This is a genomic window from Congregibacter brevis, from assembly GCF_045689245.1.
In the GTDB taxonomy this organism is placed as follows: domain Bacteria; phylum Pseudomonadota; class Gammaproteobacteria; order Pseudomonadales; family Halieaceae; genus Congregibacter; species Congregibacter brevis.
Genome location: NZ_CP136865.1, coordinates 3734476 through 3757516 on the forward strand (window position 1 = coordinate 3734476; position 23041 = coordinate 3757516).

Consider the following 23041-nt stretch of genomic DNA (forward strand, 5'->3'; position numbering starts at 1 on the left):
CATCGAAGGTTGAAGGTCGAAGGGTGAAGACCCTACGGCTGTAACTGCGAAAGGCTCCACACACCCTGGCCATCGAGTTGGTAACGAAAACGATCATGAAGTCGGTGTTCGCCCCCCTGCCAAAACTCGATGCGTTCTGGCTGAACGCGATACCCTCCCCAAAAATCCGGCACAGGCACTTCACCCTCTGCAAACTTATTGCGGAGTTTTCGTACCTCTTCCTCAAGAAGCGCGCGTTTGGCGATAGGCCGACTCTGTCGCGAAGCCCAGGCGGCGATCTGGCTCTCCCGCGGTCGGGACAAAAAATAGGCCGCTGATTCCGCAAAACTCATACGTTTTGCGGTCCCGCCAACAATGACCTGTCGATCAAGCTCGTTCCAGGGAAACAACAGAGAAACATTAGGGTTGGCGCTGATTGCCTCGGCCTTATCAGAGCCAAAGTTCGTGTAGAACACAAAACCGGCCTCCGAGAGCCCTTTGAGCAAAACAATGCGCTGCCAGGGCCTCCCATCCTCATCAATGGTCGATAGAGCCATTGCCGTTGGATCCGAAAGTCCCGCATTTACCGCTTGCTCAAGCCAACGCTCAAACTGGGAGAAAGGGGAATCGGGCAAATCCGCGGCCGTGAGGCCGCCCGCGGTGTACTCCCGTCGATAGCTCTCGAAATTGCCACTCATTCGGTATAGCCCATGACCCGAAACCTCTCCCGCTTAGGGCGAACTCGTCTCGGGCGGGAATGGCAAAAGCACAGCTTTTGCAGCCATTGCGCGATTTTGCGCAGCGTCTTTGGGGTCCGGCTGACTCTTCAGCGTCGACTGGATAGTCGATCGCCACACAGATCGATTCCGAGCAGGATCAATGAGATCCACTATGAACGTCCCCTCTACGTACTGCCGCACACTAACGTCGGATACCGGCGGGCCACAACGCCAGCAGTTATAAGCACTGGCAGCGTTGTAGGAACGGATATCTGTCTTCTCGCGCGTAACCAAATGCCACGCGAGATAAACATCAGCCGCGTCTCGGTCGCTCACAACCTCATAACCGCGAGCCTGCAATTCGATCGTCAATGCATCATTTATTCGATCTACCTGCAGATCGCTGATTAATTTCTCAGCGGCGGAAGTCCTATCGATGGGCAAAATAGCCAGTCGCTGCACTGCGCCGAAGTTGAAATCAGCGTCAAAATCGCTGACTGCTTCCAAAGCAGTACTGGCACAACCGCTCATGATGCCTGCCAGCAGGAACAAGGCAGCGGTACGTAGCATGAAACCCATCAAACTTACTCCCAAAATCATAAAACTGAACGTAGAGCTCGTCAGTATAGTCAATCGCTGGTCGAGGGAGATACCGGCGCCCGATTTAGAAACACTGGAATCTCCGGAAACGGGTGCCAACGCTCCCAGTCTTCCCCCAACCGAGCTTCCAGTGTGTCGCCCAGAATGGCTACGTGGCGCTCTGCCAAAAGCGCTTGAAGCGCCGGTTTATCAGCTTCTTGACTAATAACGGCCGCCTCCAGGAGGCCTTCAAGGCGAAACCGCGCAGCGGGGGGTATATCGTCGCCCTCTGCGACGCGCTGGAACTGCCGGGTCAATCGCTGTCTAATCTCGTCGTATAGTTTGCTCATGGAAGTTGTTGCCGCGCGGAAGCTTCTGTTGCATTTTGCCATCAAGCGGGGTTAACGCCCAATGAGCATCTCAGCGGCTTTTGTTCCTTCGGATGAGCCGCAAAAGGCTATAGTACGTAGAGTAGTTGGTAGACACTGAGATCCTTTCAAATGAGGAGATGATGAGTTACACAGATCAGCAATCGCCCTCCAAGGCCTTGAATACCGCGAGCGTTTGCCTGCTGCTGGTTGCAGGACTTCTTTGGCTGTCTATCGTCGCAAGCGCGGCGGAGCTGGAAACCCAGCAATCAGATACCGGCGCGCTGGAGCGTGAGGACGTAGCTCGAGAGTCCCTAATGAGCGACGTGCGCGCCTACGCGCAGCGTATTCAAGAAATGGAGAGTAGCGATGGGGCCTTTGCCCCCGGACTCACAGAAGATCTGCTGGGGCTGGGCCTGGCCTTGCAGAGAAACGGTGACCACGAGCAAGCGGTAAAAGTGTTTAAACGGGGCATACACCTTTCTCGCATCAACGAGGGCCTGTATAGCCGCAGACAGCTATCGTTACTACAAGGCGAGATCGCCAGCCACATCGCTATGGGCGCGTTGTCGGAAGCGGATGAACGGCAACGTTACCTTTACCGAGTGCAGGCGAAAACGCTCTCGGATGTGACCCGCGGCCAAGCACTTATGCAACACGCCCTGTGGCAGCGACAGGCCTACGAAGCCGGCATTGGAGAAGACCCCTTCGCCAGACTGGTGAATATGTGGAGCCTCTATCGCTATGCGCTCTCGGAGTTTGCCAAAATCGATGGAGAAACATCGCCAACGCTACTTCCGCCACTCTATGGAATGCTGCGAGCCCAATACCTACTCAGTGGTTTTGTAGGAGAGACTACCAACGGCCGTTTTCGCACTGGAGGGATTTACGGTGACGAGGAGTCTCGGCAGATTGCTTACGCCAGCCAGAGTTATAAACAGGGCAGCTCAGTGATTCGCGCAATTTACGATATTGAGACCGCGCAGAACGACGGTACGCTCGAAGACTCTGCCGAAATGCTGCTCATGTTGGGAGACTGGCAATTCTGGCACGGCAAACGCAACGAAGCTCTGGAGACCTATGGTGAACTTTACGGGGAACTTGCAGAGGGAGAAGCTGCCCAACAGTTACGAGGAGAGCTGCTAGGTTCCCCCCAACCACTCCCCGGGCTTATGGGAGTTCGTGCCCTCCCGGAGCCCGTAGACGAGCAGGGAGGCCGATTGCTGCTAGAATTCGGAGTTTCCGACCGAGGACGGGTGGTGAACGTCGTCCGCCTCGATGACAACGTTGAAAACGATATGAAAGCGGGCGACGTGATAAGCCGGCTTAAACGAACACCTTTCCGGCCACGCATTGACGATGGTTTGCCGGTTGATACAGAAGGGTTGCGCTGGGCTTATGACATTTCCGTGTGGTGAAGAGCAAATCAAAGGGCTGCAGACGCTGAGTCTGCCGGCAAAGTTGCCGCTGGCGTCGCTGCTGGCCTGCCTACTCCTAACCGGCTGCCCTAGCGCGAGCAATCCCACAACGCCACAAACCCCCTCGATGCCGTCACCAAGCACACCGCCACCGAGCAGCTCATCTTCTCCGAGCTCTGCCTCTTCCAGTAGCTCTAGCAGTTCCAGTAGCTCTAGCAGTTCCAGTAGCTCCAGTAGCTCCAGTAGCTCCAGTAGCTCCAGTAGTCAATCAAGTAGCAGCAGTCAGTCAAGTAGCCCCTCGTCACAGAGCAGCCAAAGCCAGTCCAGCTCTTCCCAAGCCCAGTCGCCGGGAAGCCCGAGCAGCGCCGAGGGCTCTCAGAGTGACCAGCAGGCTGGGGAATCCGGCGCTGAAACCACCGCTTCCTCTGAGCAATCAGCCGAGAGTGGCTCCACGGAAGGCGATCTCCAAAACGGTGGCGATGTCTCCAGAGATATGGGCGAGTTTCCCAGCGGTGAAGCCCCGGGGGCCGAAGTTGCCGCCAGCGGTCAGAGTGGTGATAACGGTGAGAGTAGCGGGAGTGGTGAGAGCGGCGACCAAGCGGGCAGCGAATCCAGTGCCGCCGAAGCGGGCTCGGGAGATGAGTCCGGCGGTGGTAGTTCCGGCTCTGAGAGCACGGCCGATGCTGGTGATGGGGGCAGTGGAGATAACGCAGGAGGTGGCGAGCCTGGATTTGAAGATAGCTCCGGCGGCAGCGACGCCCTCCCCAGCATGGAAGATGAGGAGTCCGTTGCTTCAGGCGGTGGCGGTATGGGCGAGCCGTCAGGCTCTTCTGGCTCTGCCGGCGGCCAAGAGGCTGGAGGCGCCAGCGGATCTGCAGGCGGCGTTCAGGGCTCGATAGCAATACCGGGAATTCCAGGAATTCCGGGCGGCATGGGCACCAGTGGAAGCGGCGCGCAGGGCGCAGGTGAAGTTGCAGGAGGCGCAAGCGGTACCGGACAAGGCGGCGGCAATAGCGGTGCCGGCGATGGATCCACGGGCACAGGCACCTATGGGCGTTTCCCGACAGGTCAGGGCCCCCTCACTCCCGCTGAGCAAGTGGCGATTCTTGACGCCGAACTCGAGCGTGGTATGGGTGAATTCGACGCCATGATTCTTGAAGAGCAGGCCGCGCAGCGAGAAGCAAGCCGTCAGCAGCCTGTCGAACCTATTCAAACCGCGTCTGCGGGAGGCGGAGCCGGTGGTGGTGAAGCCGATGAAGGCTACGGGCGAGAAATGGGCGGTGGCAGCTACAGCGTTGGCGGCGGCATGGGCGGCGCCAGCGGCGGGGGTGGCAGTATTCCCCAGAACACGGCCAAGTACCCCCCACCAGCCGACATACCCAACGGAAACAACGACGACGTAGTGGCAAGGCAGCTACGGGAAGCCGCTATGCGCGAGCCTGACCCGGAAGTGCGAGAAAAGCTCTGGGTTGAATACCGTAAGTACAAAGGCATCAAGCAACCGTGATATCGCTGTTAACCAATATCGCTCCCGCGCGGCTGAAATGCCTGACGCTTCTGAGTTTGAGTCTGGCTCTTGCTGGATGCGTAAGCCAGACAGTGAAGAGCACGTCTATTCCGACGCTGGAGGCGCCCGCCCAAACGGTACCCGAAAACGAACTCATGGACGTAGCGGTCGCCATCTTCGATCCGGGCATCGACTTTGCGGACGAGGATGAGCGCCTGTATCCCGAAGTGCGTCGTGCCGAAGCGCGCTATATTCCGAAACTGTTAGCTGAAGTCTTGCAGAACTCCGGCGCCTGGGGCGCGGTTAGAGTCGTTCCGAACGAAGATCGAATCACCGACTTAATGATCAGCGGCACCATCTTACACTCGGACGGTGAAACGCTTGAATTGAAAGTTGTCGCCCAGGACTCTCGGGAATACGTATGGCTCGATAGAGTCTACGAAGGCAACGCCAGTCGTTACGCTTACGACACCAAAACTCGCTCCAGCTACGACCCTTTTCAAGCGGTGTACCATCAGATAGCAAACGATCTCGTACGACTTTTTGATGAACTGCCGACAGCGCAGCGCAAAGAGATACGCACGGTCTCCGAGCTACTGTTTGCGCAGAGCTTTTCGACGGAGGCCTTCGAAGGCTACCTCGATAAAACCCGTAAAGGTAAGCAGCTGGTCGTGCGACTGCCCTCGGAAGATGATCCCATGCTGGAGAGAGTACGCATGCTCCGAGAACGAGACCATGTTTTCGTGGATACCCTGCAGACCTACTACAACGGCTTTTCAGAAGAAATGTTTGGTCCCTATCAGGAGTGGCGGAAACTCAGCTACGAAGAAGTTATTGCCTATCAGGAACTGAAGCGCGAAAGCACGCGACAACTCATCGCCGGTGGTGCCGCGATTATTGCGGGCATTGCCGCAGCGGGCAGTGGCGATGGCAGCGCCCGGGCAGCAGGCAATGTCGCGATCATTGGGGGCGGCTATCTATTAAAGAGCGGATTGGAAAGCCGCGCCGAGGCGCAAATTCATGTCGAAGCACTTGAAGAGATAGGGCAGTCCCTGGAAGCGGAAATCACGCCTCAGGTTATTGAACTCGAGGACCGCACTGTAATGATCAGTGGTAGTGTCGATGATCAGTATGCTCAGTGGCGTGAGGTCCTCGCAGAAATCTACCGCAACGAGATCGGTGAACTCGCACCCCCAGCGTCCGACACCCCCATCCAAAACTAGTCGGAAGCATCATCAGTGACAGAGCAGTACCAGCGGGTTCAGCCCACCCCCTTTGACGCACCGGAAACCGCCGCGCCGAGCACAGCCGTGGCCTCGGATAGCAAACCCGGCTGGCTCCTACCCGCATTCGGCGGGCTGGGTGTATTGGCGCTAGTCGTCGTTTTTATCCTACCCAGCTGGGTGGACTCTCAAGATGATGACGAAGCCCAAGGCGCGGCCAGCGCGCCAGCTACAGCACCAACGAATGGCTCTACCCCTACTCAAGCATCAACAAACGCAAGCGCCAAAGACAGTGCTCCTCTTGCCTCGCCCTTTGCTGACGCTCGAGCAGCCAAAGCTCGGTCCGAAGCGCAGGAGCTCCTCGCAGAGCTTTTAGATGTTCAGGAGAATCTCACTGATCGTGGCGCTGAAGAGTGGGCTACGGAGGCCATGGAAGGCATCGCCGCCCAAGCCTTAAGCGGGGACGAACTTTATCGAGAGCGCGAGTTTGACGGCGCTATAGAGCAGTATCAGCAGGCGCTGACCGAAGCCCTGGCTTTGGAGCAATCGTTGCCCGAGCGCTTCGAAGCCCAGATTGCAGCCGCGACAGATGCCATCGAAGGCTTTGAGCCTGACGGGGCAGCCGCAGCGTTGGCATTGGCAGAAAAGCTGGAACCAGGAGCACCGGAGACGGCCGGTCTTGCGCAAAGGCTAGATGTCCTCCCTGCGGTTATAGAGGATGTTTCTGCAGCCACAGACTCCGAAGCATCTGGGGATCTATCGTCCGCGGTGAAATCCATGCAAAGCGCTGCGAACAGCGACAGCGTCCATCAACGGGTACAAGAAGAACTCGTCCGTTTGCAGTCAGCCCTCACGGAGCAGCGCTTTAACGCTGCCATGTCTGAAGGCTACGCGGCACTTGATAGTGCCAATTTCGATGCGGCGCAGAAACGGTTTGAGAGAGCAGGCTCCCTATATCCTGGCTCCTCAGAGGCCGCCGCTGCGCTACAGGAACTCTCCACCGCGCGAACCGCGGCAACGCTGCAGCGCCTGCAATCGCGCGGCGATGACCTACTGGGCAAGGAGGATTGGAGTGCTGCCATCAAGGTTTTTGAGGAAGCCCTTGCCATTGATCAGAGTCTGCGCTTCGCACGGGAGGGATTAGCGGTTGCCGAACCCCGTGCTCAAGCCGACAAAGAACTCTCAGCCATCGTGAAGCAACCGGAACGACTTGTGGATGACGCCATCCTTCGAGAAGCGCAGAGCTCAGTTACCCGTGCAAGATCTTTGGACGGGCTTGGTCCCCGCCTCACTGCCCAGATCGATGCTGCGGAGAAGGTGCTTAGCGTTGCCAGCACCCCCCTTCCGGTGAGTATTAGTTCTGACGGCCTTACCGAAGTGACGGTTTACAAGGTCGCACGTCTGGGCCTCTTCGAGAGCCAGCAGCTTAATTTACGCCCAGGGAAATACACCGCAGTCGGATCACGCCGGGGCTATCGCGATGTACGCGTTGTGTTCACCGTAGTGCCCGGGAGTAGTTCCCCCGTGTATGTCGCTTGTAACGAGGCCATTTAATGAGCGACCGCAAACCGGAAAGTATTCAGGCGGCGGCGTTTGAGCCCCTTGACCCTACAGCGGCTACTGTAAAGGCTCGTATTCCCGCCTCCCGCTGGCTGCTAGTGGTCGCAATAGTGGTTTTCGTGATGGCGCTGTGGTTTTTACTCACGGCCCGCTCTCTGGAAATTTCCGTCGTCGCAGAAGAAGAAGCCAGCCTCGACCTTGCGGGATTGGTACTGCCATTTGGGGATAGGTTCCTGTTGCGCTCGGGCACCTATTCTTTGAGCGTTACCGCGCCCGGCTACCATCCCTATACAAGTGATATTGAAGTGTCTCGGGATGCTACCCAGCGTCAAGAAGTGATACTTCAGCCACTCCCCGGTCGACTGACCATCGCCAGCACCCCTGCCGGTGCAAGCTTGACCGTGGATGAGGAAGTCGTAGGTGTAACGCCTCTCACGGATCTCCCCCTAGAAGCCGGCGCCAGAACCTTGGTTCTCGAGTACCCTCGGTACATACCCCTGACTCAGACTATCGACGTGACGGGCCGCAACGTTCAGCAGAGGCTGGATCTATCGCTGGATCCCGCGTGGGCTGACGTCAGTATCACCACCGAACCAGCTGGAGCGCAGTTTCTCCTCGATGGAGAGCCGCAGGGCGCCACGCCGGGTACTTTTGAAGTACTCCAAGGCGACCACGAAGTAACGCTGGTATTGCCGGGTTTTGCTAGCGAGAGTTTTCCGCTGACTGCGGAGGCTGGTATTGCACAAGAGCTTGGCACAGTGGTGCTCACACCGGCCACGGGCGTGCTCACGCTCAGCAGCACCCCCAGTGGTGCGAACGTCAGCGTTGATGGTGAATTCGCGGGGCAAACGCCCCTTGAGTTGGAACTGGAACCCAACATGGATCACCGCGTGAGCCTTTCGCGAGCCGGTTATCGCCGCGCCAGCCAAACACTTCGTATGGAGGCAGGAGCGAGCCTTGAGCGCAAAATCAGTCTCAAACCTCTGCTGGGCGATGTGTTAGTAAAAGTCAGTCCTCCCGAAGCTGAGCTTCTGGTCAACGGCAAAGTTGTGGGAAGCGGCAGTCAAACGCTCTCTTTGCCCGCGGTCCTTCAACGTATCGAAGCTCGCCTGGACGGCTACGAGAGCAGCAAGCGCAGCGTCACTCCACGGCCCGGCCTTGAACAGCTTATAGAGCTTACGCTTTTGACACCGGAAGCTGCTCGTAAGGCACGCCTCACACCGACAATAACCACCGCTTTGGGTCAGACCCTAACCCTGATGAACCCTCTGGATTCACCGAGAAACGAATTTACTATGGGTGCGTCGCGACGAGACCCGGGGCGCAGAGCAAACGAAGTCCTTCACCCTGTTCGCTTGGAGCGTCCCTTTTATTTCCAAAATCAGGAAGTCACCAACGCCCAGTTCCGGCAGTTTCAGGCATCTCACAATTCAGGGCAGATAGAGGGCAACAGCCTCAATCGTGAACACCAACCCGTAGCGCAGATCAGCTGGCAGCAAGCCGCTTCGTTTTGCAACTGGCTCAGCACTCGCGAGGGACTGACTCCCTTTTATCAGGAACAGCAGGGGATCATCATTGGATTTAACCCCGACGCCCTTGGCTATCGCCTGCCTACCGAAGCCGAGTGGGCGTGGGTAGCAAGAATTCGTGGTGAAGAACTCCAGCGATTTACCTGGGGCGACGACTTCCCACCCAAAAAAGTAGCGGAGAACGTCGCAGACAACAGCTCGGCCTACGTCACGGGACGGGTGCTTAACGGTTATAACGATGGTTATGTAGTCAGCGCTCCTGTAGGCAGCTTCATCGCAGACGAGCGCGGTATTTTTGACCTTGGCGGCAACGTATCGGAATGGATTCACGATGTTTACACCATCCCGACATCCAGTGGTGTTGTCGAAACGGATCCTCTCGGGGGTCAGCGCGGCGATAATTATGTTATTCGCGGAGCAAGCTGGGCCCTCGGGCGACTCCCTGAGCTTCGCTTGTCTTATCGAGATTATGGGCAGGCGGGACGAGATGACGTAGGATTTCGAATCGCCCGCTATGCGGAGTAAAACCATGCAGCTAAAAACCTCAGTCACGAAATACCTAGGCGGCCTTCTCTTGCTGCTAGGTAGCTCCATCTCGATCAACTATGTCGCTGTAGCCCAGCCGCCTGCAGAACCGGAAACCTCAACCGAGCAAGCCCCTGAGGAGGCCGGCGACCCAGACGTAACACTGGAACCGGTCACCGCCGAGCCTGCCAATCAACCGTCCGAAGACTACGAAGCCTCAGAACAGATCTCTGAAGATCTCTCCGTTGCCTTCCCCGTCGACATCTAGGAAAACTCCATGAAGAACAGCCTCTCCTCCGAGTTTATGTTCCAGTTATTTGCCTTACTCACGGCAATAATTCTTGTACATGCCATGTACGTAGCCGTGATTCGCCCCAGCGCCGACGACCAATTGGCCACAGAGATGGCGGCACAGCTCGCGGGAGAAGAGGTTGTACCAAAGCGCAGTCTGGCCGTGGTGATCCGTGACTTCGAACAGGAGGCCTGCTTCATTCTGCTGATCTGGGCACTCTCGATCATGGGCTACAAGGGCCGCATGAACATGAAAGAGCAGAAGCTTCTGGAAGAAGAGCTCCTCTCAATTCCCGAGGGGACCAGTGTGCTGCCGGAAGACGCTCGCCAGTACAGTCGCTCTATCGAAGCACTTCCGGACGATAAACAAGGGTTTTTGCTGCCAAGGACACTGCTTTCAGCGCTTCAGCGCTTCGCCACCACTGAAAGCATACCCGCGGTCTCCGACGCTATTCGCGAGCAGTGTGATATCGAATCTGACCGTCTCGATTCCGAGCTATCCATGGTTCGCTATATCGCCTGGGCTATTCCTTCAATCGGGTTTATCGGGACTGTTCGCGGTATCGGTGATGCTTTGGGTCAAGCCTACAAAGCAGTAGAGGGCGACATTTCCGGCGTAACCGTCAGCCTCGGCGTCGCTTTTAACAGTACGTTCGTGGCACTCGTACTCTCCATCATCATTATGTTCTGTCTGCACCAACTGCAACTAGCTCAGGAACGCCTGGTTCTGAATGGTCAACGCTATGCAGACAGCCGCCTCCTTCGATTCCTGGTCGCTAACGACTGATGGCTATTCTTGATTGTCGCGATACGCAGATTAGTCTCTGGCAAGAAGGGACGGCACTGCATAGCCCGGGTTTTGTAGTGCTCGAAGGTAGTGAATATCACTTCGGACAAGTCGCCTTGGAGCAGTCACGGTTACGACCCCGGGACAGTAACAGCCGCTTTTGGTGGCAGCTCAGCACCCAACCGCTAAAGCCAGCACTTGGCGCTGCGCGCCATACTGCGGATCTCGTGCACTCCCACCTGCGTCATATTCATGCGACTGCAGGCGCGCCGGCGGCCCTGGTTCTGGCAGTGCCCGACAGCATGCCCAAGGAGCAGCTATCGCTGCTTTTGGGCGTAGCTCAGGCCAGCGATTTCACCGTCGCAGGCCTGGTGAGCCGCAGCGTACTCATCGCGAGTAACAATCCCGACATTCTGCGGGCGGGCAAAGCCATACACCTGGAGAGCCAGCTCAATCAGACCATCATCAACGAATTGATCGTGGAGAACGAGACCATCCGCGTAGTGCGAAGCACGCCGCTGCCCGCCTGCGGCTTGCTGGCACTTCAGGAACGCTGCGTGTCAGCGATCGCCAGCGCCTTTATCCAACAGACTCGTTATGATCCAAGACGTAGTGCCGAGAGTGAGCAGGATCTCTACAACAAGCTTCCAGACATTCTCGCAACGCTGCGCCAACGGGGCGAGGCCAGTGTCGACATCGATGGCCATCGCAGCCGAGTAACGGCCAGCGCCCTCGCCGGTGCCAGTGAGCGTCTCATTAAGGGTCTCGAGCAGACTAAGCCGGCGGTAGACATCCCGGTGTTCCTCGATCCGGAATTGCACCTGCTTCCGGGCATGGAGGCTCTCAAAGGCGAGGCCCGCACGCTTGCAGCCCATGCTCTTTGGGACGCCTTTACCGCGAACCGAGAGCACATTGAACTATCAGGAGAAGATCTACACCTGGTGGACCAATTGCCCTTGACCGCCAGTTCGGGCGCTGCACCAGAGGTCAACACAGAGTCTGCGCGAGAAGCCCTAAACACGGAATCAACTCCGGAAACGACGACTGCTCCGGCAATGCCTGCTGCGGATGAGGCCACCCATATTTTGATGGGCACCCGCGCAATGCCCTTGAGGGGCGAACAGGTCCCGCTAGTTGGGGGTTTCTCGCTAAAGAATGTAAATGGCCACTGGACCTTGCACGGCGAGGGCGCTCTCATCAATGGAATGCCCAGCACGCCCCAGCAACCGCTGGTACTCGGCGATACGCTCTCTTTGGGCACAGCGGGGCACGGACGCCTGATAGACGTGCAGGACTGAGGCTGACTAGCCGTGGCCAAGCGCAATAAACGAAGCTTCACGACCTTCAACCTGTCGTTTCTGGACATTATGTCCTGTGGATTCGGCGCGGTGATCCTCGTATTCCTGATCATTGATCACTCCATCGTCGTGGAGTCAAAAGAGCTCAACGTTGATCTACTTTCCGAGGTCAACATGCTGGAAGAAGATATCCGCGAGGGTGAAGAAGGCCTGGTGGTACTCCGTAATACCCTCGACGAAGTCAATCTTGAGATCGTCGAGGCAGACGGCAGGGCCACACGAATCATCGATGAGGTTGAGGAATACGAGGCGCTCGTCGCGGCTCTGATCCCCGAAGATGTCAGCGAAGATGAAGCCGTAGAGAAGCTAAAAGCCGAGGTTCAGTCCTTAGAGGAAGAGGTCAAAAAGCTTCGGGAGGCCGCCGAGGAAGAAAGCGGCAAGAGCGCGCGAAGCTTTGTCGGTGACGGAAATCGCCAATACCTCACAGGCCTGAATCTTGGCGGCAAGAACATCGCCATTTTACTTGACACCTCGGCCAGCATGCTGGCGGATCGCGTGGTGAACATTATTCGTCTGCGCAATATGGACCCGGTGCTCCAAAGAACAGCTGAGAAGTGGGTCCGAGCACTCAACACCATGGACTGGTTAACGTCACAGCTACCCGTGGGCAGTGAATATCAAGTCATCACGTTCAATACCAAGGCACAGCCGGCGTTACCCGGCACCGCCGGCAAATGGTTGGAGGTTGCCGACCAGGCCCAGCTTGAGGGTATGTCGACCGCGCTAAGGGAGATTACCCCCGGAGGCGGTACGAGCTTGGAAAACGTGTTCGACTACCTGCAGACCCTGTCACCCATACCGGACAACATTTTTCTGATCACAGACGGCCTCCCCACCCAGGGTGCCAACCCACCGAGAGGATCCACGGTTAGCGGCAACCAGCGTCAGCGATTTTATCGCGAGGCCGTGCGTAAGCTCCCTGCTAACGTGCCCGTAAACATCATACTTGCTCCCATGGAAGGAGATCCCCTCGCCGCCTCCGAATTCTGGCAGCTTGCCCAAAGCACTCGCGGCTCGTTTATGAGTCCTTCCAGTGACTGGCCCTAGGAGGAGAGAATATGCGTAAACGTCGCGAAATGTCCGAATTCACGCTCTCGTTCCTGGATGTTATCTGCTGTGGTTTTGGCGCGGTGATTCTGCTGCTCATGATCACAAAGACTGTGCAGCCGCAGATCATCGAAGCATCCACGGTTAACCTTGAGGGACTCGTCGCCGATTTGCAGGAGCAGCTTTTTGAGATTCGCGGCGAAACTCGGTTTCTAAACAGGGATTTGAACGCCCGGAAGGAACAGCTGTCAGAGTACAAGGAACGTATTGCGATTTTGCGCGGACAGCTAGCGTCCACCAAGTCTCGCTACGATAGTTTGCAGGTGGAGACGAATACAAACTCTGTGATTACTGAGCAGCTCGCCATTGCACGACAATCACTGACTGCAGAACAAAAGCGGCTCCTTGCAGGATTGGAGGTCACCAGCAACCTCATCGGGGGTATTCCCGTTGACAGCGAGTACATCATCTTCGTGATCGACACCTCGGGGTCGATGTTCTCGTATGCCTGGGATCGGATGATGCAGGAAATCGATGCCACACTGAACATCTATCCGAATGTGAAAGGCATTCAGATTATGAATGACATGGGTAACTACATGTTCAGTCGTTATCGGGGGCAATGGATCCCTGATACTGATGGCCGGCGCAGAGTGATCATGCAGAACCTCCGAAATTGGAACGTTTTCAGCAACTCGTCTCCCGTCGAAGGTATAACCGCTGCAATACGCACTTTTTACGACCCCAAGAAAAAGATTAGTATCTATGTCTTCGGGGATGAATTTACCGGAGACTCTATCGGCAACGTAGTGGACACTGTCGAACGAATCAATCGCGAAGCCACCGATGGCCAACGATTGGTACGAATCCATGCCGTAGGGTTTCCCGTACAATTTATTCGGGCAGCTAATCTACAAACAACCGGAATACGCTTTGCTGCGCTCATGCGTGAGCTGACCTATCGTAACGGAGGCACGTTTGTCGGACTCAATGACTTCAGGCCCTGACAGCTACTACGCACGCCGCTTCATCTCATGGGGGGGACTCGTCCTGGCGTCCCTGTTACTGGCAAGCTGTGGCACCAAAGAAGTTGTAGTTACCGGCAATTTCCCTCCTCCGCTCATGGAACCGTTAAAGGTGAATTTGGGCGTTTGGTACGAGCCTGAGTTTGAAGGCCACGAGTTTTTTGATGAGGCCAAAGGTCGCGCAGACTCCACCTGGATAGTAAAAACCGGCGAGGCACAGGTGGCTATGTGGGGCCAGCTGCTCAACAACATGTTTGTCGATGTCACAAAAATGGATGGCGAACCGGCACCGGAGCAAATGAACCCCGTGGTCGATGCGGTACTGATCCCCCGGGTGGACGAACTGCAATATGCCATCCCCGCGCACACCAACGTCAAGGTGTATGAAATCTGGATGCGTTACGCCTTCCAGCTGGTTACCACCAACGGTGAACCCATCGCCGAGTGGACTATGACAGCCTACGGCAAAACTCCGACCGCCTTCTTACAGAGCGATGAAGCGGCTGTAAATCTCGCCGCCGTGGTAGCCCTTCGTGACGCGGGTGCCCATTTCATTACCAGTTTCAGAAAGGTCCCCGAAGTCGCGCAGTGGCTCGAGGAATTGGAGCAGGAGAGCTCCCCGGTGGCATCACTATGAATACCGCACGGGCCATCGTCCTGCTGTTACTGAGCGTTACGCTCGCCGGCTGCGTTACATCCACCGTAGACGAAATGGTGTTTAACGAGCCGGTAGAAGGCATCGGAGACGCTACCGTAGTCATCCTGGGGCGTCGCCATGCGAGCGACTACGAAACGGAATTTGACTTTATTGAATGCATCGCCGATCACGTAGTCGCGCGGGACTCGACCATTGAGATCATTGACGAGATCGAGTTCATCAATACGCTCTATCCTTGGTTTGAGCCGCGGACCGCACCTCTGCGTCCCGCGGATATTGACCGCCTGGTGCAGCAGAAACCCGTGGCCGAACAGCTCGCTAACCTCAAGCTCGAGTACATGATCTGGGTCGACGGCAGCACCGTGCAAACCAATTCCGCCGGCTCCATGACCTGTGGTGTGGGCCCCGGAGGCGCGGGTTGCTTTGGCTTTGGCACCTGGGGAAATGCCTCGGACTATGAGGCCACCATTTGGGACTTTACGGATAAGGCCGAAGTAGGCCGTCTAAACGCCAGCACCAGCGGCCAGTCTTATATGCCCGCTGTGGTGGTCCCCATTCCTATTATTGCTCCGGTTCAAGGTACCGCCTGTGACGGTCTGGGCGATCAATTGCTGCAGTTCTTGTCCAGTGAACACTAGACTTAAACGCCTCTTACTCCTTGCCACTCTGGGGATAGCCTTTGGGGGTGTATCCAGTTGCGCGGTCAACCCGGCTACGGGAGGTACCTCCGTAGTGCTATCGGGATCTAACAGTGAGTGGGAAACCGGTCAGGAAATGTACAACAAATTCCTGGAAGAAGGCGCTTTCTACGAAGACCCGGAATTACAAGCTTACGTTGAGAAAATTGGGCAGCGACTAGTCGCGGAAAGCGACATGCCCGATCGCAAATTCACCTTCTCTATCATTGACGCTCCAGAGATCAACGCCTTTGCGACCCCTGGCGGCTTTATCTACGTCAATCGAGGTCTCATTGGTTATCTGAACAGCGAGGCAGAATTGGCGGGCGTAATCGGCCACGAGATTGCGCACGTTACAGCCCGGCATCACGGTCGCAGAAAAACCGCGAGCACCACCAGTAAAGTGTTGTCCACAACAGCCTACGTCCTCACTGGCAGTAGCGCGGTCTACGAGGCTTCTAATATGTACGGCGCCGAAGTGATCAGCGGCTACGGCCGTGACATGGAACTCGAGGCTGATGGTCTCGGTGCCGAGTACATGTACAAGGCGGGCTACGAGCCCGAAGCTCTGCTAGACGTCATCGGAGTGCTAAAGAACCAGGAACAGTTCATGCGCCTGAAGGCCAAGGCTGCCGGTAAAAGCGGCACCACGTATCACGGCTTGTATGCGACCCACCCTCGCAATGACAAGCGCTTACAAACGGTCATCCGGGCAGCCAATGAATTAGATGATGGCACCTATATCGAGAGCCCCGAGGAGCCGGGGGAGTTCCGCCGAGTGACAGACGGTCTTGTTTGGGGTGAAAGCGTTGAGGGCCAGCGCGCCGATGATCGCTACTATCACAACAAACTGGGATTCACGATCGAACAGCCCGAAGGCTGGTCAGTCACCACCAGTTCGCAATCGGTTGTGGCGGCGGCGCCCGATGGGAGTGCAAGTCTAACGATCACCCTACGCAGGAAAGATCCCGCGGCTACGCCCCAGGCAGTACTAGAGACCTCTGCCAAAGGCGATCTAAGCGCGGGCGAAACATTGCAACAAAGTGGGCTTGACGGATATACCGCTATCGCGGCCGCCGCCGGCAAAGACAAGCGCCTGGCCGTTTTCAATCTCGGAAACCTCACTTACCTGTTTGATGGTAGCGCCACTGACTTCGCTGCAAGTGACCCGCAGTTGCGAGCGCTCATCGAGAGCTTTCGAGCAATGCATCCCAAAGAAAAGAGCTCCAGTAATGGGCGCTATGTGCGCTATATACAAGTACCCCGAGGAGCCAATGTGGGCTCTCTGGCTACGAGCGCCCGAATACCCGATGCGGAAGCACAGTTGAGGCTCATCAACGACTTTTACCCTCGTGGCGAGCCACGAACCGGCGACTGGATCAAAGTCATCCAGTAAGCCCCCAGGTCAAGCTCGGGCATTACCGCTTAGCGACGCTTTACCGCTAGACTCCGTGTATCTCAGCTCTTGGCACGGAGTTCAACAATGTCTTTTCCTGTGAATAATCAGGCACGCCTGCTCTTTCGTCCCTCTAAGCCTTCCGTATCCGCTATGCGCTGCGCCTTATTCTTAGGGGTCAGTATTGGCTTGGCGTGTGTCGCTCCGCTGCAAGCGCAGGTGATTTTTACGGCAGAAAAAGTCATCACCATGGATCCGGGATTACCGGTAGCTACCGCGGTTGCAGTGAACGAGGGCCGCGTCGTTGCCGTGGGTAGCCTTGCCCAGCTTCAGGAGACACCCGCGCTCGCAGAGTTTGCCGTGGATACGCAGTTTGAAGGCAAGGTATTAACGCCTGGGTTTATAGACCCCCACGTGCACCCGACACTACCGGCGGTGCTTACGCAGTTTCCTTTTCTCGCGCCGGACGATTGGGAGCTGCCTACGGGAAGCTTTCCCGGAGCTCTCGATGCTGCGACGTTTGAAGACAAGCTGAAAAAACTGGTCGACGCTCACGAGGGTGATCTGCCTTTTATCGCTTGGGGCTACCACCCCCTTTGGCATGGCGATGTGTACCGCGAACAACTCAGTGAGTGGTTTCCCGATCAATCCGTAATGCTCTGGCATCGCTCATTTCACGAGCTCATCCTCAACGATGCCGCGGTGATTGAACTCGGCCTAAGCGAAGCTGAGGTGCAGGATCTTCACGAAGCGGACTGGGAACAGGGACACTTCTGGGAAAACGGCTTAAAAGCGCTAGTGCCCAAACTCGGATTCTTGTTTGAGCCTGCGCGGTTTCTGGGAGGTATGGAAAACTTTCTCGCTATGGCCCACCGTGGCGGTGTCACTACAGCCCTGGACATGGGCACGGGTATTTTCGGCAATCCCGAGCAAGAACTCGCGCTGATCAGGCGCGCGGTCGCGGACACCGATGCGCCGCTGCGGATCGTCATGACGCCAATCATCACGGACTTTTTGGCGCGAGGACGTAGCCCTGCGGAAGCTGAACAAGAAATTGATCACTGGCGTGAAAGCAACTCCCATCGAGTAATGATAGACAGGCACTTCAAGCTAATGATGGATGGAGCTATTTATAGTGGACTGGCGCAGATGGGACCTCCGGGGTACCTCGATGGTCACGAGGGGCAGTGGATGGCGCCCTTGGACGTGACGAACGCTTGGGGCAGCCATTTTTGGAAAGCCGGGTACAAGATTCACGCGCATACCAACGGCGATGCCAGCGCAGCGGCTCTCATAGACATGCTCAAAGCCCTGCAAATTGAGCATCCACGACCAGACCACCGTTTAACCCTCGAACACTTTGCATACGCAACGGAAGAACAGATTCGACAATTTGGTGCCCTGGGTGGTGTGATCTCTGCCAACCCCTATTACCACTACATCTTGTCCGATCTTTATGGCGATGCTTGGCTCGGCCCGGACCGTAGCGCACAGATGGTCCCTCTGGGCTCTGTCGAGCGAGCCGGTATTCCACTGGCGCTCCACTCCGATGCACCCATGGCCCCTCTGGAGCCCTTAACTCTCGCCTGGACGGCTACCAACCGAGTGACCATCAATGGTAGTGCAACCGGACAGGAGCAACGTATCAGTCTTGACGCGGCGCTAAGGGGCATCACGATCGACGCGGCATGGGTAATGGGCTGGGAAGACGAGATTGGTTCTATCCGGGCAGGCAAGCGCGCAGACTTCACGGTACTGGAGCAGGACCCTTACGCCGTAGGTGTAAAAAAGCTTCGCGACATTCCTATCTGGGGAACAGTATTCGAGGGTCGTCCCGCAAAAATAGACTAAGCGCAGGCTTAGGCGCCGCTGTGCTCCTCAGGAATCGCGGCTTCCTTACGCTCTTGCACCAATACCCAGGGATCGGCTACGACTGCCCACAGAGCGTCGTCCTGGGTCAACCAGGCGGCCGCCTGTTCGTCAGCGACACCCTTGACCAGTCCTGAGTTGAGCCACTGCTCAAACTGGGCGGCATTATCTTCAGATAGCTGAACAGCTACTTCAATGAGATCCAAATCGTCGCTTGCCAGTATTAGCCGCCCAGCTGCGAAATACCGCTGCAGCTCGCTAAAGGGAATTCTGGCCGTTTGAGCAAGGAAGTCCGCTCGACGCTGGGTCCTCTCAGGGACATCAGCCATAACGTTGGTCTGCTACGAAGGGATTGGTTTGTCGCTCTTGCCCAAAGGTTGAGGTGGGACCATGGCCGGGAATAAAAGTGATGTCATCCCCCAATGGGAACAGCGTATTGCGTATGCTCGTAATCAGATCGTCGTGGTTTCCCTGCGGAAAATCTGTGCGGCCGATGGAGCCCTGGAAGATAACGTCACCGACCCAGGCCACTCTTTGACCATCGTGCACGAAGACCACGTGGCCGGGAGTATGTCCCGGACAGTGAAAGACCTTAAGCGTTTGCTCGCCCACGGTTACCGTATCTCCACCCACCAGCCAGCGGTCAGGCTCAAAGGCTTCAGCGATAGGAAAGTTGGCCATTTTGCACCACTCAGGGAGCTTATCGATCCAGAAGCGATCTCCTTCATGGGGGCCCTCGATAGGAACGGACAGCTGCTGCCTGAGTACGTCTGAAGCGGCGCAGTGATCCATGTGCCCGTGGGTCAGGATGATCTTCTCCACGGTGCCGCCTAATTGCTCTACCGCAGCAAGAATTCTGTCAGTGTCGCCGCCGGGATCCACGATGGCAGCCTTTCCGGTGGTCTCGCACTTCAGTATCGAACAGTTTTGCTGGTAGGCCGTTACGGGAACAATCGTGACTTTAATACTCATGGCAGTCGCTCATACGCCGGCAACGCTGGCAGGGGCTTTTGCGTCGGGAGCTTCGGGATGCGCGTCGGCGTTGGGATTAAAGAACACCTCCTCGTCGAGCTGCTTCTCGCTCTTCGCCACGACCACAGACGCTGTGGCGTCGCCGGTTACGTTCACCATGGTTCGAACCATATCCAGAAGACGATCCACGCCGATAATCAGGGCGATGCCCTCTACGGGCAGTCCGGCCTGCTCCAACACCATGGCCAAAGTAATCAAGCCTACGCCGGGCACTGCCGCGGTTCCCACTGACGCCAAGGTCGCGGTTAGGATCACCGTAATATACGCAGTCATGCTGAGGTCAAAGCCGTAAACTTGAGCAATAAACACTGTCGCCACGCCCTGCATAATGGCCGTGCCGTCCATGTTGATTGTTGCACCCAAGGGTATGGTGAATCCCGCTACGGAGTTATGCACCCCAAGCTTTTTCTCAACCGTGCGTAGCGTGATGGGCAGGGTCGCTCCCGATGATGCCGTAGAAAAAGCGAAAGCCCATACAGAGCGCATTTTCTTTAACATCACCCGAGGTGGCAGCCCCGTCAAGGTTTTAAGGATCAGCCCGTAGGTCACTGTGCCGTGAAAAATCAGCAAGCCCAGCACGGTTAGGAAGTACGCCCCAAGATCAAGGATCGCACTGAGACCCATCTCGGCGAAAAGCCGACCAAGCAGAGCAAAAACACCATAAGGTGCGAAGGCCATCAGCACGCCGACCATCTTCATAACGATCGCTTCGAGATCGTTAAAGTAGGACGCCATTCGCTGGCCTGCTTCTCCTGCTTGAGACAGCGCATAACCAAATAGCAGAGCAAATACGATGATTTGCAGCATCTCGCCATCCGCCATCGCCTTGATGGGATTAGCCGGGAAGATGTTCACCAGCACTTCTTTCAAGGGCGGTGGCTCCGTCGCGACAAAAGCTGCGCTGGTATCAAGCTGTACCGAGCTTCCGGGACCAATAAACACCGCGACAACCAAGGCCACAGACACCGCGATCGCGGTTGTCGCCAGATAGAAAAGCAGCGTTTTACCGGCAATCGGGCCCATCCGTGCGCTGTCACCGAGGGAGCTGGAACCACAGACCAAGGACACAAACACCAGCGGTACGACCAGCAGCTTTAAGGACGCCACGAAAATGCGGCCGATCACGTCAAACAGCCCGCCCACCAACCAATCATCGATAATGGTTTTGAGGGTGCCGTCCACGGCGCTCCCGTGTCCGATGAGATTGAGGAGGGAGCCCAGTAAAATACCTGCGGCCATACCCAGCAGAATCCGATTGGTCAGGCTCATAGAGAGTTTCCTTCTTCTTCACAGGCGCCATCGACATAACTTACGACCTGGTCGTCAGCACAGGCGTTGCAGCCAGAGGCGTGGGTCGACAACTCTCCAGAGGTGCTCGTGGCACAAACCGGAGCAAAGATCATCGTGCAGACTTGCGGCCGAGGTGCTTCACAGGAGGTAACCAGCGGAGCGACAGGTTCCGCCGGCGTCGCACAACCCGTAGATACGGCGGCGACAACTGCCAGCGTTAATACACTGATAGGCGAGGAAAAACGCATGATTTATCCGACACTTAAAGGGCTGCAAGGGTAGCACCATTGTACAAGCCTTGCAGCCCTGACGGCCTTCACAGGTAATACTAGGCGGCGAATCGTCCGGACTGATAATCTCGGATGGCTTCCTCGATTTCGGCCTCAGTATTCATCACAAAGGGCCCGTAGTGCACAACCCTCTCGCCAATGGGCCGACCGCGAAGAAGCAGCACACCTGCGCCATGGATGCCGCCTTTCAGCGACACCGTGTCGCCGGCACCGAACAACAACATTTGTCGCTCGCCATAGCTATTGCCGCCAAGATCAACATCGCCGTTGTATATATAGACCATCACGGATTCTTCCAGCTGCACGGCGAAAGTCAGCTCCACAGTGGGCTCTAGATTGAGATCGGCCAAAGCCGCCTGAGGAGCCAACTCACTCAAGGGACCTTCTAAGTTCGACGTTCCCGCCACATGCCAGTCCCCCGAGACTGCGGTCAAATTGAAACCCCGCCCGGCCAGATGCGCCAACTCGGTAACCGGCAAATCCCGATAACGCGGCGCCTGCATCTTCTGTGCTGCGGGTAGATTAAACCAGAGCTGAAAGCCATGAAGACCCGCGGTGTCCTGCGTGGGCATTTCAGAGTGAATAATCCCTTTACCGGCACTCATGTATTGCGCACCGCCACTTTGAATCTCACCCCGGTTGCCCAAGCTATCCTCATGAATAATACCGCCGTGCTTCATGTAGGTAAGCGTCTGCATACCTCGGTGAGGGTGAGGGGGAAAACCTGCGGCAAAATCTTCACGGTGCTCTGAGCGCAACTCATCAATCATGAGGATCGGATCCATGGCGGCCTTCTCAAAGCCCGCAACACGGTGAATGGCCACGCCCGCTCCGTCCATGCTCGGTTGTGCGTTAAAAACTTGCTGTATTTCGCGGTTCATAGTGACCTCCTTTATGTAACAGCTCATTGACTGGCCACCACATTAGCGCTTGTTAAATCGTAAGAATATTGCTTTATTTGGCCCATACCTTTCGATTTTTTAGATACAGGCTAGATCTATGAGTCGTTCTACCTTAGAGCAGTGGAGAATGTTTCGCGCCGTCGTTGAGCATGGAGGCTTCGCGCAAGCTGCAGAGGCTATACATAAGAGCCAATCAAGCATCAACCACGCTGTACACAAACTGCAAAGTCAGCTGGACCTGCAACTGTTGGAGGTCGTGGGACGCAAGGCTCAGCTCACAGACGCGGGAGAATTGATGCTCCGCCGCGCCGGTCAACTCATCGATCAGGCGGAACAATTGGAGACGATTGCAGCGAGTCTTTCCCAGGGTGACGAGGCTGAGCTGCGAGTTGCAGTCGACGAAATCTATTCCCAGCACTGCCTCGCGGAAGCCCTCGCTCAGTTATCCACGGAGTTCCCTAACACGCGGGTGGAGCTCGTCGAGAGTGTCTTATCCGGCGGTCCCGAACGCCTTCTGCAAGGAGAAGTAGACCTGCTCGTTGCAGGCTCCGTGCCCCCGGGCTTTTTGGGTGAGCCTCTTATGGATGTCGAATTCATTGCGGTCTCTCACCCCGAGCATGCCCTCCATGCCGTGAAGCGCCCTCTAAACCTCCAGGACCTCGCATCGGAACGTCAAATCGTTGTTCGTGATTCGGCGACCGGGCAGCGTGTTGACTCCGGCTGGTTGGGCGCGGAGCAGCGCTGGACGGTGAGTCACGTTGCAACGTCTATTGCCATGATTAAACGCGGTATGGGTTTCGCCTGGTTACCAGTAACACGTATAAGTGATGACCTGGCTGGCGGGAGCTTGCAGGAACTGCCATTGGAACGAGGTTCGCGCCGTAAAGCCTCGCTGTTCATGACTTATGCGGATTCAGACAAAGCGGGGCCCGCAACATGCCGCCTTGGTGAACTACTCGTCGCGCAAACGAAAACTTCCAATTAGTTCGAATAAAGCGAACGTTATTTCGAT

General features: G+C 56.5%; 23 protein-coding genes. 15 read left to right on the forward strand and 8 right to left on the reverse strand.

Annotated features, from left to right (window positions below; genetic code table 11):
• Positions 1 to 32: 32 nt before the first annotated feature.
• The 3 genes from pdxH to R0137_RS16670 are packed head-to-tail and all read right to left on the reverse strand — an operon-like array spanning position 33 to position 1627.
• Complete coding sequence (pdxH, locus tag R0137_RS16660; protein ID WP_407327540.1) at positions 33 to 677, reverse strand: pyridoxamine 5'-phosphate oxidase; 645 nt, start codon at positions 675 to 677, stop codon at positions 33 to 35.
• A gap of 33 nt (positions 678 to 710) precedes the next feature.
• Positions 711 to 1277 carry a DUF4136 domain-containing protein gene (locus R0137_RS16665; protein ID WP_407327541.1) on the reverse strand — a complete coding sequence of 189 codons (567 nt, stop codon included), beginning with the start codon at positions 1275 to 1277 and terminating at the stop codon, positions 711 to 713.
• 50 nt (positions 1278 to 1327) lie between these two features.
• Positions 1328 to 1627: a hypothetical protein gene (locus R0137_RS16670; RefSeq protein WP_407327542.1), complete on the reverse strand. Its 300-nt coding sequence runs from the start codon at positions 1625 to 1627 to the stop codon at positions 1328 to 1330.
• A gap of 161 nt (positions 1628 to 1788) precedes the next feature.
• Between R0137_RS16670 and R0137_RS16675 the strand changes: the two genes are divergently transcribed.
• From R0137_RS16675 to R0137_RS16740, 14 genes are all read left to right on the forward strand, one after another.
• The gene (locus R0137_RS16675; RefSeq protein ID WP_407327543.1) at positions 1789 to 3063 is read left to right on the forward strand and encodes a hypothetical protein; all 1275 of its coding nucleotides are present in this window, start codon (positions 1789 to 1791) and stop codon (positions 3061 to 3063) included.
• On the forward strand, positions 3044 to 4570 hold the full coding sequence (locus tag R0137_RS16680) for a hypothetical protein (protein WP_407327544.1): 1527 nt from the start codon (positions 3044 to 3046) through the stop codon (positions 4568 to 4570). Before R0137_RS16675 ends, R0137_RS16680 begins: the two co-directional genes overlap by 20 nt.
• 92 nt (positions 4571 to 4662) lie before the next feature.
• Positions 4663 to 5793, forward strand: a complete 1131-nt coding sequence (locus tag R0137_RS16685) for a hypothetical protein (RefSeq protein WP_407327545.1) — start codon at positions 4663 to 4665, stop codon at positions 5791 to 5793.
• 15 nt (positions 5794 to 5808) lie between these two features.
• Positions 5809 to 7347, forward strand: coding sequence for a hypothetical protein (locus R0137_RS16690; RefSeq protein WP_407327546.1), 1539 nt, complete (start codon positions 5809 to 5811; stop codon positions 7345 to 7347).
• The gene (locus R0137_RS16695; RefSeq protein ID WP_407327547.1) at positions 7347 to 9407 is read left to right on the forward strand and encodes a PEGA domain-containing protein; all 2061 of its coding nucleotides are present in this window, start codon (positions 7347 to 7349) and stop codon (positions 9405 to 9407) included. Before R0137_RS16690 ends, R0137_RS16695 begins: the two co-directional genes overlap by 1 nt.
• A gap of 4 nt (positions 9408 to 9411) precedes the next feature.
• A complete protein-coding gene (locus tag R0137_RS16700; RefSeq protein WP_407327548.1) occupies positions 9412 to 9675 on the forward strand; it encodes a hypothetical protein in 264 nt (87 codons plus the stop codon).
• 9 nt (positions 9676 to 9684) lie between these two features.
• Positions 9685 to 10485 (forward strand): MotA/TolQ/ExbB proton channel family protein, encoded by an 801-nt coding sequence (locus R0137_RS16705; RefSeq protein WP_407327549.1) that lies wholly within the window; start codon positions 9685 to 9687, stop codon positions 10483 to 10485.
• Entirely contained in the window at positions 10485 to 11783 is a 1299-nt protein-coding gene (locus tag R0137_RS16710) for a hypothetical protein (protein WP_407327550.1), read from the forward strand. Before R0137_RS16705 ends, R0137_RS16710 begins: the two co-directional genes overlap by 1 nt.
• A 12-nt stretch (positions 11784 to 11795) precedes the next feature.
• Positions 11796 to 12890 carry a VWA domain-containing protein gene (locus R0137_RS16715; protein WP_405270720.1) on the forward strand — a complete coding sequence of 365 codons (1095 nt, stop codon included), beginning with the start codon at positions 11796 to 11798 and terminating at the stop codon, positions 12888 to 12890.
• A gap of 11 nt (positions 12891 to 12901) precedes the next feature.
• Entirely contained in the window at positions 12902 to 13897 is a 996-nt protein-coding gene (locus R0137_RS16720) for a VWA domain-containing protein (protein ID WP_405270722.1), read from the forward strand.
• A complete protein-coding gene (locus tag R0137_RS16725) occupies positions 13869 to 14552 on the forward strand; it encodes a hypothetical protein (RefSeq protein WP_407327551.1) in 684 nt (227 codons plus the stop codon). The genes R0137_RS16720 and R0137_RS16725 overlap by 29 nt, the downstream gene beginning before the upstream one ends.
• The gene (locus R0137_RS16730) at positions 14549 to 15211 is read left to right on the forward strand and encodes a hypothetical protein (protein ID WP_407327552.1); all 663 of its coding nucleotides are present in this window, start codon (positions 14549 to 14551) and stop codon (positions 15209 to 15211) included. The genes R0137_RS16725 and R0137_RS16730 overlap by 4 nt, the downstream gene beginning before the upstream one ends.
• Positions 15201 to 16646 (forward strand): M48 family metalloprotease, encoded by a 1446-nt coding sequence (locus R0137_RS16735; RefSeq protein ID WP_407327553.1) that lies wholly within the window; start codon positions 15201 to 15203, stop codon positions 16644 to 16646. Before R0137_RS16730 ends, R0137_RS16735 begins: the two co-directional genes overlap by 11 nt.
• An 87-nt stretch (positions 16647 to 16733) precedes the next feature.
• Positions 16734 to 18497, forward strand: coding sequence for an amidohydrolase (locus R0137_RS16740; RefSeq protein ID WP_407327554.1), 1764 nt, complete (start codon positions 16734 to 16736; stop codon positions 18495 to 18497).
• Positions 18498 to 18505: 8 nt separating this feature from the next.
• On the opposite strand, the gene R0137_RS16745 is transcribed toward R0137_RS16740, so the two are convergent.
• The 5 genes from R0137_RS16745 to R0137_RS16765 all read right to left on the reverse strand — a co-directional run bounded on the left by R0137_RS16745 (position 18506) and on the right by R0137_RS16765 (position 22008).
• The gene (locus tag R0137_RS16745; RefSeq protein ID WP_407327555.1) at positions 18506 to 18844 is read right to left on the reverse strand and encodes a DUF2288 domain-containing protein; all 339 of its coding nucleotides are present in this window, start codon (positions 18842 to 18844) and stop codon (positions 18506 to 18508) included.
• Positions 18837 to 19487 carry an MBL fold metallo-hydrolase gene (locus R0137_RS16750; protein WP_407327556.1) on the reverse strand — a complete coding sequence of 217 codons (651 nt, stop codon included), beginning with the start codon at positions 19485 to 19487 and terminating at the stop codon, positions 18837 to 18839. The genes R0137_RS16745 and R0137_RS16750 overlap by 8 nt, the downstream gene beginning before the upstream one ends.
• Positions 19488 to 19496: 9 nt before the next feature.
• Positions 19497 to 20816 (reverse strand): dicarboxylate/amino acid:cation symporter, encoded by a 1320-nt coding sequence (locus R0137_RS16755; RefSeq protein WP_407327557.1) that lies wholly within the window; start codon positions 20814 to 20816, stop codon positions 19497 to 19499.
• The gene (locus tag R0137_RS16760; protein ID WP_407327558.1) at positions 20813 to 21085 is read right to left on the reverse strand and encodes a hypothetical protein; all 273 of its coding nucleotides are present in this window, start codon (positions 21083 to 21085) and stop codon (positions 20813 to 20815) included. The genes R0137_RS16755 and R0137_RS16760 overlap by 4 nt, the downstream gene beginning before the upstream one ends.
• 80 nt (positions 21086 to 21165) lie before the next feature.
• Positions 21166 to 22008 (reverse strand): pirin family protein, encoded by an 843-nt coding sequence (locus tag R0137_RS16765; RefSeq protein WP_407327559.1) that lies wholly within the window; start codon positions 22006 to 22008, stop codon positions 21166 to 21168.
• A gap of 118 nt (positions 22009 to 22126) precedes the next feature.
• On the opposite strand from R0137_RS16765, the gene R0137_RS16770 reads away from it, so the two are divergent.
• Positions 22127 to 23014, forward strand: a complete 888-nt coding sequence (locus R0137_RS16770; protein ID WP_407327560.1) for a LysR family transcriptional regulator — start codon at positions 22127 to 22129, stop codon at positions 23012 to 23014.
• Positions 23015 to 23041 lie beyond the last annotated feature (27 nt).

What these genes read in the sequence shown, in the direction of transcription:
- pdxH (WP_407327540.1), bottom strand. Translation starts at nt 677, where the DNA reads ATGAGTGGCAATTTCGAGAGCTATCGACGGGAGTACACCGCGGGCGGC.
- R0137_RS16665 (WP_407327541.1), bottom strand. Translation starts at nt 1,277, where the DNA reads ATGGGTTTCATGCTACGTACCGCTGCCTTGTTCCTGCTGGCAGGCATC.
- R0137_RS16670 (WP_407327542.1), bottom strand. Translation starts at nt 1,627, where the DNA reads ATGAGCAAACTATACGACGAGATTAGACAGCGATTGACCCGGCAGTTC.
- R0137_RS16675 (WP_407327543.1), top strand. Translation starts at nt 1,789, where the DNA reads ATGAGTTACACAGATCAGCAATCGCCCTCCAAGGCCTTGAATACCGCG.
- R0137_RS16680 (WP_407327544.1), top strand. Translation starts at nt 3,044, where the DNA reads ATGACATTTCCGTGTGGTGAAGAGCAAATCAAAGGGCTGCAGACGCTG.
- R0137_RS16695 (WP_407327547.1), top strand. Translation starts at nt 7,347, where the DNA reads ATGAGCGACCGCAAACCGGAAAGTATTCAGGCGGCGGCGTTTGAGCCC.
- R0137_RS16700 (WP_407327548.1), top strand. Translation starts at nt 9,412, where the DNA reads ATGCAGCTAAAAACCTCAGTCACGAAATACCTAGGCGGCCTTCTCTTG.
- R0137_RS16705 (WP_407327549.1), top strand. Translation starts at nt 9,685, where the DNA reads ATGAAGAACAGCCTCTCCTCCGAGTTTATGTTCCAGTTATTTGCCTTA.
- R0137_RS16710 (WP_407327550.1), top strand. Translation starts at nt 10,485, where the DNA reads ATGGCTATTCTTGATTGTCGCGATACGCAGATTAGTCTCTGGCAAGAA.
- R0137_RS16720 (WP_405270722.1), top strand. Translation starts at nt 12,902, where the DNA reads ATGCGTAAACGTCGCGAAATGTCCGAATTCACGCTCTCGTTCCTGGAT.
- R0137_RS16730 (WP_407327552.1), top strand. Translation starts at nt 14,549, where the DNA reads ATGAATACCGCACGGGCCATCGTCCTGCTGTTACTGAGCGTTACGCTC.
- R0137_RS16740 (WP_407327554.1), top strand. Translation starts at nt 16,734, where the DNA reads ATGTCTTTTCCTGTGAATAATCAGGCACGCCTGCTCTTTCGTCCCTCT.
- R0137_RS16745 (WP_407327555.1), bottom strand. Translation starts at nt 18,844, where the DNA reads ATGGCTGATGTCCCTGAGAGGACCCAGCGTCGAGCGGACTTCCTTGCT.
- R0137_RS16750 (WP_407327556.1), bottom strand. Translation starts at nt 19,487, where the DNA reads ATGAGTATTAAAGTCACGATTGTTCCCGTAACGGCCTACCAGCAAAAC.
- R0137_RS16755 (WP_407327557.1), bottom strand. Translation starts at nt 20,816, where the DNA reads ATGAGCCTGACCAATCGGATTCTGCTGGGTATGGCCGCAGGTATTTTA.
- R0137_RS16760 (WP_407327558.1), bottom strand. Translation starts at nt 21,085, where the DNA reads ATGCGTTTTTCCTCGCCTATCAGTGTATTAACGCTGGCAGTTGTCGCC.
- R0137_RS16765 (WP_407327559.1), bottom strand. Translation starts at nt 22,008, where the DNA reads ATGAACCGCGAAATACAGCAAGTTTTTAACGCACAACCGAGCATGGAC.
- R0137_RS16770 (WP_407327560.1), top strand. Translation starts at nt 22,127, where the DNA reads ATGAGTCGTTCTACCTTAGAGCAGTGGAGAATGTTTCGCGCCGTCGTT.